12 protein-coding genes are annotated in these 11,357 nt (G+C 67.8%); 4 read left to right on the top strand and 8 right to left on the bottom strand.

Annotation, left to right across the window (positions count from 1 at the left end; genetic code table 11):
- Positions 1 to 68: 68 nt before the first annotated feature.
- The 3 genes from OTERR_RS04055 to tsaE form a co-directional block, all read right to left on the bottom strand.
- Positions 69 to 1,013, bottom strand: a complete 945-nt coding sequence (locus OTERR_RS04055; RefSeq protein ID WP_149424945.1) for a bifunctional riboflavin kinase/FAD synthetase — start codon at positions 1,011 to 1,013, stop codon at positions 69 to 71.
- Positions 1,014 to 1,139: 126 nt separating this feature from the next.
- Positions 1,140 to 2,519 (bottom strand): N-acetylmuramoyl-L-alanine amidase, encoded by a 1,380-nt coding sequence (locus OTERR_RS04050; protein WP_054621995.1) that lies wholly within the window; start codon positions 2,517 to 2,519, stop codon positions 1,140 to 1,142.
- Entirely contained in the window at positions 2,516 to 3,025 is a 510-nt protein-coding gene (tsaE, locus tag OTERR_RS04045; protein ID WP_425466024.1) for a tRNA (adenosine(37)-N6)-threonylcarbamoyltransferase complex ATPase subunit type 1 TsaE, read from the bottom strand. The genes OTERR_RS04050 and tsaE overlap by 4 nt, the downstream gene beginning before the upstream one ends.
- 87 nt (positions 3,026 to 3,112) lie before the next feature.
- Here tsaE and queG point away from each other — a divergent pair, with 87 nt between their 5' ends.
- Positions 3,113 to 4,249 carry a tRNA epoxyqueuosine(34) reductase QueG gene (gene queG, locus OTERR_RS04040; protein WP_425466029.1) on the top strand — a complete coding sequence of 379 codons (1,137 nt, stop codon included), beginning with the start codon at positions 3,113 to 3,115 and terminating at the stop codon, positions 4,247 to 4,249.
- A 97-nt stretch (positions 4,250 to 4,346) separates the two neighbouring features.
- Here the strand turns inward: queG and OTERR_RS04035 are convergent, their stop codons facing one another.
- The 5 genes from OTERR_RS04035 to OTERR_RS04015 form a co-directional block, all read right to left on the bottom strand.
- Complete coding sequence (locus OTERR_RS04035) at positions 4,347 to 4,559, bottom strand: hypothetical protein (protein WP_149424942.1); 213 nt, start codon at positions 4,557 to 4,559, stop codon at positions 4,347 to 4,349.
- A 133-nt stretch (positions 4,560 to 4,692) separates the two neighbouring features.
- A complete protein-coding gene (locus tag OTERR_RS04030; protein ID WP_149424941.1) occupies positions 4,693 to 5,544 on the bottom strand; it encodes a sulfurtransferase in 852 nt (283 codons plus the stop codon).
- A complete protein-coding gene (locus OTERR_RS04025) occupies positions 5,541 to 5,897 on the bottom strand; it encodes a SpoIIAA family protein (protein WP_054621992.1) in 357 nt (118 codons plus the stop codon). Before OTERR_RS04025 ends, OTERR_RS04030 begins: the two co-directional genes overlap by 4 nt.
- 71 nt (positions 5,898 to 5,968) lie before the next feature.
- Positions 5,969 to 6,844: a DMT family transporter gene (locus OTERR_RS04020; protein WP_054621991.1), complete on the bottom strand. Its 876-nt coding sequence runs from the start codon at positions 6,842 to 6,844 to the stop codon at positions 5,969 to 5,971.
- 132 nt (positions 6,845 to 6,976) lie between these two features.
- Complete coding sequence (locus OTERR_RS04015; RefSeq protein WP_149424940.1) at positions 6,977 to 8,089, bottom strand: aromatic ring-hydroxylating oxygenase subunit alpha; 1,113 nt, start codon at positions 8,087 to 8,089, stop codon at positions 6,977 to 6,979.
- Between the two features lie 153 nt (positions 8,090 to 8,242).
- Between OTERR_RS04015 and OTERR_RS04010 the strand changes: the two genes are divergently transcribed.
- Genes OTERR_RS04010 through dxs form a run of 3 tightly spaced genes read left to right on the top strand, consistent with a single transcriptional unit; the run spans position 8,243 to position 11,334 of the window.
- Positions 8,243 to 8,533, top strand: coding sequence for an exodeoxyribonuclease VII small subunit (locus OTERR_RS04010; RefSeq protein WP_149424939.1), 291 nt, complete (start codon positions 8,243 to 8,245; stop codon positions 8,531 to 8,533).
- Complete coding sequence (locus tag OTERR_RS04005; RefSeq protein WP_054621988.1) at positions 8,530 to 9,441, top strand: polyprenyl synthetase family protein; 912 nt, start codon at positions 8,530 to 8,532, stop codon at positions 9,439 to 9,441. The genes OTERR_RS04010 and OTERR_RS04005 overlap by 4 nt, the downstream gene beginning before the upstream one ends.
- 51 nt (positions 9,442 to 9,492) lie before the next feature.
- Positions 9,493 to 11,334 (top strand): 1-deoxy-D-xylulose-5-phosphate synthase, encoded by a 1,842-nt coding sequence (dxs, locus tag OTERR_RS04000; RefSeq protein WP_149424938.1) that lies wholly within the window; start codon positions 9,493 to 9,495, stop codon positions 11,332 to 11,334.
- The last annotated feature ends 23 nt before the right edge of the window (positions 11,335 to 11,357 follow it).

The raw sequence follows: 11,357 nt of genomic DNA, 5'->3' as shown, positions 1-11,357 counted from the left end.
AATCTTGAAATCGGAAAATTCGGGGCGGGAATCGGTGGAACGGTCTGGGGCGGTACGGTCAGGCGCGCTCAGGGGTGTCCCCGGGATGCGAAGAAGGCCCGGGCATCCCGGGCATCCTGCGCGATCTGGGCCTTCAGGGCATCCAGGCCGGCAAAACGCATCTCATCGCGCAGTTTCTTGACGAAGCGCACCGACAGGTGGCGACCGTAAATGTCGCCGGAAAAGTCGAACAGGTGCACCTCCAGGAGCGGCCGGCGGGTGCCATCCACGGTAGGACGCACCCCCAGGTTGGCCACGCCGGTGGCCAAGGGAGCGCCGGCGGCCCCCAGCCCGGCCACTTCCACGGCAAAGACGCCGCACAGGGGCAAGGGATCGTGCTTGATGCGGATGTTGGCGGTGGGAAAGCCCAACTGGCGCCCCAGTTGCTGGCCAAGCACCACCCGGCCATCGATCGAATAGGGGCGGCTGAGCAAACGGGCGGCATGGGCCATGTCGCCCTCGGCCAGGGCGGCACGCACCGCCGAACTGGACACCCGCTCGCCGTCGTGCACCACGCTGCCCATGGCTTCGACGCCGAAGCCCCAGCTTGCCCCGGCCTGTTGCAGCAGGGCGAAGTCGCCGCCGCGCTTGGCGCCGAAGCGGAAATCGTCGCCGATCAGCAGGTGGCGCGCCTTGAGCCCCTGGACCAGCACCTTCTCGATGAACTGGTCGGCGCTCAGGGCGGCAAAAGACGCATTGAAGCGGCACACGGACACCAGATCCACCCCGGCCTCGGCCAACAGTTCCAGCTTTTCCCGCAGGGTGGACAAGCGCGCCGGCGCCGATGCCGGGGTAAAGAATTCCCGGGGATGGGGCTCGAAAGTCAGCACCGCCGCCGGCAGGCCGGCCTGGTCCGCCGCAGCGCGCAGGCGAGCGAGCAAGGCGCGATGGCCCCGGTGCACGCCGTCGAAGTTGCCGATGGTGAGCACCGTTGCCGTAGGCGAAGGGGGAGAGATACCGCGCAGGACCAGCATGGGGAGAAATGGGAAGGGGCGGAAAGCCTGTCCAGGCTGCAAAAAACCTTGAATTGTAAAGGAAAGCGCCGCCTTTTGGGCGGCGCCGGGCAAGACCGGAGCAGCGCGGCAGCGCCGGCTCGTTCCTCAGTCGAGTCGGGCCAGGCGGGACTTGGCCAGGGGCGGGTTCTTGGCGAAGTAGGCCTTGATGCCGCGCAGGATGGCCTCGGCCACCTGATCCTGGTAGCCCTCGTCCACTAGGCGCCGCTCTTCCTCCGGGTTGGAGATGAAGGCAGTTTCCACCAGGATCGAGGGGATGTCCGGCGCCTTCAGCACGGCGAAGCCGGCCTGTTCCACCCCGGCCTTGTGCAGGGTGTTGATGCCGCCCATCTCCTTCAACACCGACTTGGCCAGCTTCAGACTGTCATTGTTGGTGGCGGTCTGGGACAGGTCGAGCAGGGTCTGGGCGAGATGCACGTCCTTGACCCCGAAGTTGACGCCGCCCACCAGGTCGGCATCGTTTTCCTTCTGCGCCAGGTAGCGGGCCGCAGCGCTGGAGGCGCCCCGCTCCGAGAGGACGAACACGGACGAGCCCCGGGCATCGGGCTTGACCCAGGCATCGGCATGGATCGAGACGAACAGGTCGGCCTGCAGGCGGCGCGCCTTCTGCACCCGGGTGCCGAGGGGGACGAAGAAATCCGAGTCCCGGGTGAGCACGGCGCGCATGTTCGGCTCGGCGTCGAGTTTGGCCTTGAGGCGCTTGGCGATGGCCAGGGTGACCACCTTCTCCTGGCTACCGCGCTGCCCCACCGCCCCCGGATCCTCGCCGCCATGGCCGGGATCAAGGGTGATGGTGACGAGCCGATCGACGATCGGTTTGCCCTTGCGCGGAGCCTCCTTGATCTCGCGGCTCTCCCGCGCCACCTGGCTCGGCTGGGCCTCCGGCGCCGCCTCGGCAGGCTTGCGCGCCTCGATCCTGGTCTCACTCCGCTCCATCGGCTCGGGCTTGAGCTCGCCGCGGACGGCGGCCTGCATCGGATCGCCCGTTACCTCGCGCTTGTCGAGCAGGGACATGAGTGGATCGGCAGGCACCGCCGGGTAGATGTCCAGCACCAGCCGGTGGCCGTACTCGCCCACCGGTTTGAGGGCGAACACCTGGGGCGCCACCTCGGTCTTCAGGTCCATCACCAGCCGCACCACGCCGGGCTTGAAATTGCCGGCGCGCAGCAGCTTGATGTAGGGATCGTCGGCGCCGATCTTGTTGGCCAGGCTCTTCAGGGCGGCGTTGAGCTCGATGCCCTCGATGTCCACCACCAGGCGGTCCGGGTTCTTGACTGCGAAATAGGTGTATTTGAGGGGGGCGTCGAGCTCCAGGGTCACCCGGGTGTAGTCGGCCGCCGGCCAAACGCGCACCGCCAGGATCGACGGCGCCGTCGAGCGGGTGGCGGCCCGCGCCCAGGGCGAGCAGAGCAGGAGCAGGGAAACGCCGCCGGCAACGACGCGGCGACGCGCGGGCGAAGGAGTCACTTCGTCCGGAAGGGAGAGAGCTGTGCGGGGTCGATTCTGGTCAGACATAGTGCCCCCTTTTTACTGACAGGGACGAGCTCCACCCGGCGGCCGTCGCCCTCGTGACGCAGGCCGATCCGCAGGTCCGGCGGCGGCGCCACGCCTGCGGCCTTGTCCGGCCATTCGACGATGCAAACGCTGTCATCGCGGAAATAGTCGGCCAAGCCGGCTTCAAGAAACTCTTCCGGGTATTCGAAGCGATAAAAATCAAAGTGATACAAGTATAAGTTCAAAAGTTTATAAACTTCAACCAGCGCGTACGTGGGACTCTTGACCGGACCCGCGTGGCCCAGGGCGCGCAGCAGAGCCCGGGTCAGGGTGGTTTTGCCGGCCCCCAGGTCCCCGTCCAGGTGAATCACCAGACCGGGCGCCAGGGCCGGAGCCAAGGCGGCCCCCAGGGCGACGGTATCCGCTTCACGGGCCAGATGCAGGGTAAGTGGGGACTCGCTAAACTCTTGGCTATGCACGGGCAACACTCCCCTTCTTCGGATCAAATTCGATTGGATGACCGCGACGCACCATCCTCCCCGGACGGCGTCGGCGCCCCCACGGCCGTGGCAGGTGGTGCGGCACCGGATCACCCACGGACGCCGGACGCCCTGGCCGGGCTGCCCGGGCAGATTCGCGGCTGGGCCGGGGAACTGGGCTTTGCCTCCGCCCACATCGGCCGGGCGAGGATTTCGCCGGCCGCCCAGGCCAAGCTGACCGCCTGGCTGGCCGCCGGGTGCCACGGGGAGATGGATTATATGGCGCGCCACGCCGACCTGCGCGCCGCTCCCGACACCCTGGTACCCGGCGCCCTGTCGGTGATCTCGGTGCGCCTGCCCTACTGGCCCGAAGGCGAGGGACGGCCGGTTCTTCCAGCGGAGCAGGCGCTCACATCGCCCCACCTCGCCTACGTGTCGCGCTACGCCCTGGGCCGGGACTACCACAAGGTGGTGCGTAACCGCCTGCAGAAGCTGGCCGACCGCATCGCCGCCGCCGTCGGCCCCCACGGTTACCGGGTGTTTTCCGACTCGGCGCCGGTGATGGAGGTGGAACTGGCGAGCAAGAACGGCCTGGGCTGGCGTGGCAAGCACACCCTGTTGCTGACCCGCCAGGGCTCGTACCACTTCCTCGGCGAAATTCTCACCGACCTGCCCCTGCCCATCGACCCGCCGCCGGACAACAACGAGGGGGACGACCCCGACAGCCCAGCCGGCCACGGCGGCCACTGCGGCGATTGCCAGCGCTGTCTGCCGGCCTGCCCCACCGGCGCCATCACCGCGCCGTACCAGATGGATGCGCGGCGCTGCATTTCCTACCTGACCATCGAACTGCACGGCGCCATTCCGGAAGACCTGCGCCCCCTGATGGGCAACCGCATCTACGGTTGCGACGACTGCCAGCTGGCTTGCCCGTGGAACCGCTTCGCCCACCCCGGCGACCCGGACTTCGCGCCGCGCAACGGCCTGGACGGCAGCACCCTGGCCCAGCTGTTCGCCTGGAGCGCCGAAGACTTCGAGCAGCGCCTGGCCGGTAGCCCGATCCGCCGCATCGGCTGGGAACGGTGGCTGCGCAACATCGCCGTGGCCCTGGGCAACGCACCGACCAGCCCCGAGGTGATCGCTGCCCTGGTCAGTCGGCGCGACCATCCCGCCGAACTGGTGCGCGAACACGTGACCTGGGCCTTGCGCCGCCACGGCCAGTAGACGCCGCCGGCAAAGCAAACGGGCGACTCGTTGCGGAGTCGCCCGTTTGCTTTGGTCTTCCACGACACAGCAGCCGTGGGCTGCCGTACCGCCCGGCTTATTTGGCCGGAGCGGCTTCGGCGCCGGCAGCGGCGGCCGGCTTGGCAGCCTTGTGCGCCTTGTGGTGCTTCTTCACATGCTTGGCCGGCTTGGCAGGCTTGGCCATTTCGGCCTTGGGCGCGTCAGCAGCCGGGGCGGCAGGCGCGGGCGCATCGGCCGCCATGGCGGCGGAGGCGAACAGGGCGGTGAGGAGCAGGGGAGCGAATTTCATGGCAGATCCTTTTTTGGCAAGCGAGAGAGAGTGCGCAACACGCCGGCTCGCCAGAGCCGGTTAGGGTCTACAACGCAGCCACATCGTCGCCGGTTGACGGCAAAATCACAACTTTTATGCCGTCAGACTGGCGTCAGCGAGCCACCGGTCGCGCCGGGTCGCTCACCCATTCGCTCCAGGACCCGGCATAGAGGCGCGAGCCCGCCAGACCGGCCACTTCCATGGCCAGCAAATTGTGGCAGGCGGTAACGCCGGAGCCGCACTGGTGCACCACGCGGGCGGGATCGCGCCCGGCCAGCAGCGTTTGCCACTCCTGGCGCAACCGAGCCGCCGGCTTGAAGGTGCCGTCAGGGGCCAGGTTGTCGCGGAAAAAGCGGTTGATCGCCCCGGGGATGTGGCCGCCGACCGGGTCGAGGGTTTCGTTTTCACCGCGAAAGCGGTCGGGAGCTCGGGCATCGACCAGCTGAAAGGCGCGCCGATCAAGGTTCTCCAGCACCTCCCCCGCGGAAACCACGTCCATGGCCGATCTCCACGGTAGGTGCTCGGAGATTGGCTCTGGGCGCGGCGTTTCAAGGGGGTGCCCCGCCGACTTCCACGCTGCCAGGCCGCCGTCGAGCACCGCCACCCGGTCGTGGCCAAGCCAGCGCAACAGCCACCATAGGCGTGCCGCGAACATGCCGGGGCCGTCGTCGTAAGCCACCACTCGGGTTTCCGGGCCGATGCCCAACAGCCCCAGGCGGGCGGCCAGCGTGGCCGCCTCGGGCAGGGGATGGCGGCCGTTGCGGCCGTTCATGGCCCCGGACAGATCCCGGTCGAGGTGGGCGAACACGGCGCCAGGAATATGACCGACACCGTAGGCCGCTTCGCCGGCGGCGGGGTTGGCCAGGTCGTGACGGCAATCCACCACCCGCAGGGCCGGATCGGACAGTTGTGCAGCCAGGCCGGCCACACTCAGCAGGGGAGAGGACGGCACCGTCCCGCTCATACTTCGTCGGCCTCGCCCAGCCAGATGTTGGCGTCGCTGGCGCTATCGAAGACGGCGATTTCGGCTTCGACGAAGGTTCGGTTCAGCCAGGCGCTCCAGGCCACCCACTGGCTGGACGACACCACGGCGATGCGGCGGAAATCGGCGGCGTGCTGGCGGGCGAACTTCACTTCTTCCCAGGCCAGATCGAGGGTGAAGCCCGCCATCTCGCTCAGGTTGAGCAGCAGGTCCACCGGGCCTTCGAACTGCACCTTGAAATTGACCAGCTCTTCCAGCTCCCGGTAGTCCGCCAGGGTGAATTCGCCATAGACGTTAACGGTAACCCGCCCAGGTTGATGGTCGGTGACGATCATGGAGCCCTCCGCTTGTTGTGATTGGATGGAACCAGTCTATCACCGGCGTCAGGACTTGTTCTCCGCCACGCTCAGGGGGTGGCGGCGGGCCGGGTCGGCGCCCGGCTGTAGCGGCTGGCGAGCAGGCCGCTGGCGGCGATCAGGAGGATCGCCAGCCAGCCTTCGGCGGCGATGGTCTCGTCCCACAGCACGGCGCCGAACAGGCTGGCAAACACCACCGTCGAATAGGCCAGGCTGGCCGAAAGGAAGGTGCGGCCGCGCTTGTAGGCCCGGGTCATGGCCAGCTGGGCCAGGGTGGCGAAACCGCCGACGCCGAGCAGTTGCAAGGTCGGCACCCCGCCGCGCAGGGTGAACGCCCCCAGCCCTTCGCCGCTGACCAGCAGCCACAGACCGGCGCCGACGGTGGACAGGCCGGAGAAGTACAGCACGGTGCGCCACTCCGACTCCCCCAGGGCGCCCAGTTCCTTGACGTTGTAGTAGGCCAATCCGGCCAGCACGCCGGAACCCAGGGCCAGCGCCCCGGCCAGCCACTGGTCGCCGGAAAACACCGGATGCAGCAGCAAGATCACGCCGACAAACCCCAGCCCCAGGGACAGCCACAGCATCAACGGCGGACGGTGCCCGGCCAGCACCACCAGGAACAGGGCGAGGAACAGGGGCGAGGTGTAGTTGAGGGTGACGGCGGTGGCCAGGGGCAGCATCACGATGCCGTAGAAATAGAGCATCAGCGACAGCAGCCCGGACACCGCGCGTTGCAGCTGGAAGCGCCAGTGGGGCGTGGTCAGCGACAGCCCGCGGCTACGCGCATAGGCGTAGATGAAGAGGAACGACAACAGGGAGCGCCAGAAGACGATCTCGGCGGCGCTGTGGGCGCTGCTGGCGAGCTTGACGCACACGCCCATGCAGGCGAACAGCAGGCTGGCGGCCAGCATCCACAGGGATTGCACGGGCGGACTCCAAAAATGAAACGGGGCGCCGGATTGTACGGCCAGCGCACTGCCTGGCCACAACACCGGCGCCCCGTGGCGTATGCGCGCAAGGGCGGGAGCGGCGGCAAGCGCCGCCCCCGCCCACGCGGCTTACAGGTGGGGGACGATCAGCTGGCGGTAGAACTCGTGGAAGTGCTGCATGCCGTCTTCCATCGGACTCTGGTAGGGACCGACTTCGTTGCGCCCTTCCTTCATCAGGGCGTAGCGGCCCCGGTCCATGCGCTCGCCGATGTCGTCGTCCTCGATGGCGGTTTCCATGTAGGCGGCCTGCTCGGCCTCGATGAACTCGCGCTCGAAATCGACGATCTCCTCCGGGTAGTAGAACTCCACCACGTTGAGGGTCTTGTTCACGTCCTGGGGAATCAGCTGGGATACCACCAGCACGTGGGGGTACCACTCGACCATGATATTGGGGAAGTAGGTCAGCCACACCGCCCCCTGGCGCGGCGTCTCACCCCGGTCGGCGTAGTAGTCGCGCACCGCCTTTTGCCAGCGGCCATAGACCGGCGAGCCTTCCTTGAGCAGGGAGGTGATGCCCACCTTCTGCACCGAGTACCAGTCGCCGAACTGCCAGGTCAGGTCGTCGCAGGTGACGAAGTTGCCCAGGCCCGGGTGGTAGGGGGCGACGTGGTAGTCCTCCAGGTACACCTCGATGAAGGTCTTCCAGTTGTAGTTGCACTCGTGCAACTCGACCCGGTCGAGCTTGTAGCCGGAAAAATCGAATTCACCGGCCACCTTCATGCCCGCCAGGTCGGCGGCTACGTCGCGGGGGCCCTGGAAGAGCAGGCCGTTCCAGTTCTGCAGCTGCACCTTGTTCAGGTTCAGGCAGGGGTTCTGAGGAAAGTGCGGGGCGCCGATCAGCTCACCCTGGCGGTCGTAGGTCCAGCGGTGGATCGGGCAGACGATGGTCGAATCGAGGGTGCCCGACCCCTGCAGCATGATCGCCTGGCGGTGGCGGCAGATGTTGGACATCAGCCAGGTGCCCTGGTCGGCGTTGTTGACCAGCATGCGGCCGTGGTCGGCCCATTCCAGGGAACGGTAGTTGCCCGCTTCCGGCACCATCAGCTGGTGACCGACGTACCCCGGACCGGCATCGAAGAGCAGCTTTTTCTCCAATTCGAAAAGCTTCTCGTCGAAATACCAGTCCACCGGCAGTTGGGAGACTGCCGGTGCAAGTTGCATGCGGGTAGCGATGTCGGACATAGCCGGACCTCCAGAATCAGCCCTGGGCACAAACAAAATGAAATGCCGAAAAAATCTGTGAAAACAACAGGGAGGCGGGATTTTAGCCGGGTTCCAATTTGACCAAAAGCCTTTTTTTACGGTACGTTTCCGCGTTTCCCCGACCCTGTTGATATGGATCAAACCGGCACCCCCCCTCGGAAAGCAGCGAAGTCGCCCGACCCGGCGGCCTCGGCCCCTGCCGCTCCGCCGAAATTCGAGGACGCCCTGGCCGAGCTGGAACGACTGGTCCAGGGTATGGAAGGCGGCCAATTGCCGCTGGAAGAATCCCTCGAAGCCTATCGCCGCGGCATGGAGTTGCTCAAGCACTGCCAAGGCCAACTGGCGGACGCCGAACAGCGCATCCAGGTGCTCGAAGCCGGCGCCCTGCGCGACCTGGCGCCGCCCACAGGCACCCCGGCATGAGCACGCCCCACCTCGCCCCCCCCACGCCCTTCCCCGACTGGATGGCCGCGGTGCAGGCACGCACCGAGCACGCCCTGGCCCGCCTGCTGCCCGGCGCCGGCCAGACGCCGGCCCGGCTGCACGACGCCATGCGCTACGCCGTCCTGGGCGGCGGCAAACGGGTGCGCCCCCTGCTCGCCTTTGCCGCCGGCGAGATCAGCGGCGCCCCGGTAGACGCCCTGGAGGTCGCGGCCAGCGCCGTCGAACTGATCCACGCCTATTCTCTGGTCCATGACGATTTGCCGTGCATGGACGACGACGTGCTGCGCCGCGGCCGTCCCACCTGCCACGTCGAATACGACGAGCCCACCGCCCTGCTGGTGGGCGACGCCCTGCAGACCCTGGCCTTCGAACTGCTCGCCCGGGAGCCCATCGCCCCTCCGGCGGTGCAGCTGGAGATGGTCGCCCTGCTCGCCCACGCCTCCGGCTCCCAGGGCATGGCCGGCGGCCAGGCCATCGACCTGGCCTCGGTGGGCAAGCCCCTGACCCAGCCCGAGCTGGAACTGATGCACGTGTTGAAGACCGGTGCCCTGATCCGCGCCGCCGTGCTGCTCGGCGCCCTGGCCGGCGCGCCCATGGACGCCGCCGACCGGCAGCGTCTCGACCACTTCGCCAAGCGCGCCGGACTGCTCTTCCAGGTAGTGGACGACATCCTCGACTGCACCGCCAGCACCGCCACCCTGGGCAAGACGGCGGGCAAGGATGCCGCCGCCGAAAAACCGACCTACGTCAGCCTGCTCGGCCTGAGCGGCGCCCAGGACCTGGCCGAATCCCTGCAATCCGATGCCCTGGCGGCGCTCGAACCCTTCGGCGAACGGGCCGAACGGCTGCGCCAGCTCACCGGGTTCATCACCCACCGTCGCTATTGAGGCGGGCCTCCCCGACGCCCGCCACGTGCGCCACGCTGTAGTCCTGCGGTCATGACCACCCCCCTCCTTCCCACCATCGACCAGCCCGCCGACCTGCGCCGGCTCGATCGCAAGCAGCTGAAAAGCCTCGCCGACGAACTGCGGGCCTACCTCCTCGACTCGGTGTCGCGCACCGGCGGCCACCTGTCGTCCAACCTGGGCACGGTGGAGCTGACCATCGCCCTGCACGCCGTGTTCAATACCCCGGAGGACCGGCTGGTGTGGGACGTGGGCCATCAGACCTACCCGCACAAGATCCTCACCGGCCGCCGCGAGCGCATGGCTACCTTGCGCCAGTACCACGGGCTGTCGGGCTTTCCCAAGCGCTGCGAGAGCGAGTACGACACCTTCGGCGTCGGCCACTCCTCCACCTCGATCTCCGCCGCCCTGGGCATGGCCCTGGCGGCCAAGCTCAAGGGCGAGGAACGGCGCACCGTGGCGATCATCGGCGATGGCGCCATGAGCGCCGGCCAGGCCTTCGAGGCGCTCAACAACGCCGGGGTCACCGACGCCAACCTGCTGGTCATCCTCAACGACAACGAGATGTCGATCTCGCCGCCGGTGGGGGCGCTCAACAAGTACCTGGTGCGCCTGCTCTCCGGCCGCACCTACAACGCCGCCCGGCGCGGCGCTGAAAAGGTCCTCGGCGTAGCTCCGCCCCTGCTCGAACTGGCGCGCCGCGCCGAAGAGCACATGAAGGGCATGCTCAACCCGGGCACCCTGTTCGAGGAATTCGGCTTCACCTACTTCGGCCCCATCGACGGCCACGACCTGGACGCCCTGATCCCCACCCTGGAGAACCTGAAGAGCCTGACCGGGCCGATCTTCCTTCACGTGGTGACGCGGAAGGGCCAGGGCTACAAGCTGGCCGAAGCCGATCCGGTGCTCTACCACGGCGTTTCCAAGTTCGACACCGAAAACGGCATCCAGGGCGGCAAGGGCGGCGGCAAGCCGACCTACACCTCGATCTTCGGCACCTGGCTATGCGACATGGCGGCCTCCGACGAACGCCTGGTGGGCATTACCCCGGCGATGCGCGAGGGCTCGGGCCTGGTCAAGTTCGCCGAGCAGTATCCGCAGCGCTATTTCGATGTCGGCATCGCCGAACAGCACGCCGTGACCTTCGCCGCCGGTCTGGCCTGCGAGGGTCTCAAGCCGGTGGTGGCGATCTACTCCACCTTCCTGCAGCGCGCCTACGACCAGCTGGTCCACGACGTGGCCCTGCAGAACCTGGACGTCACCTTCGCCATCGACCGGGGCGGCCTGGTCGGTGCCGACGGCGCGACCCACCACGGCGCCTTCGACCTGTCGTTCCTGGCCTGCATCCCCAACATGGTGGTGATGGCTCCGGCCGACGAGGCCGAGTGCCGCGCCATGCTCACCACCGCCTACCAATACCCGGGGCCGGCGGCGGTGCGCTACCCGCGCGGCAGCGGCCTGGGCGTGGCCCCGGGCGGCGACCTGGCCACCCTGCCCCTGGGCAAGGGCGAGATCCGCCGCCAGGGCCGCGACATCGCCCTGCTCGCTTTCGGCAGCCTGGTCGGCCCGGCGCTCGCAGCCGCCGAGGAACTGGATGCCACCGTGGCCAACATGCGCTTCATCAAGCCCCTCGACGCCGACCTGGTCGAACAACTGGCGCGCAGCCACGCGCGGCTGGTGGTGCTGGAAGAGAACGCCACCATTGGCGGGGCCGGCAGCGAAGTGGCCCGGGTGCTGGAGGAGCGCGGCCTGAACGTGCCCCTGACCCGCCTCGGCCTGCCCGACCGCTTCATCGACCATGGCGACCAGAGCCAGTTGCTGGCTGAAATCGGCCTCGACGCCCAGGGCATCGTCGCCGCGCTGAAAGGCGCATGACCCTTTGGCTCGCCCGCCGATAG

The organism is Oryzomicrobium terrae (assembly GCF_008274805.1).
GTDB classification, from domain to species: Bacteria; Pseudomonadota; Gammaproteobacteria; order Burkholderiales; family Rhodocyclaceae; genus Oryzomicrobium; species Oryzomicrobium terrae.
The sequence above is the reverse complement of the archived record's forward strand: the minus strand, read 5'-3'. Positions and strand labels throughout refer to the sequence as shown.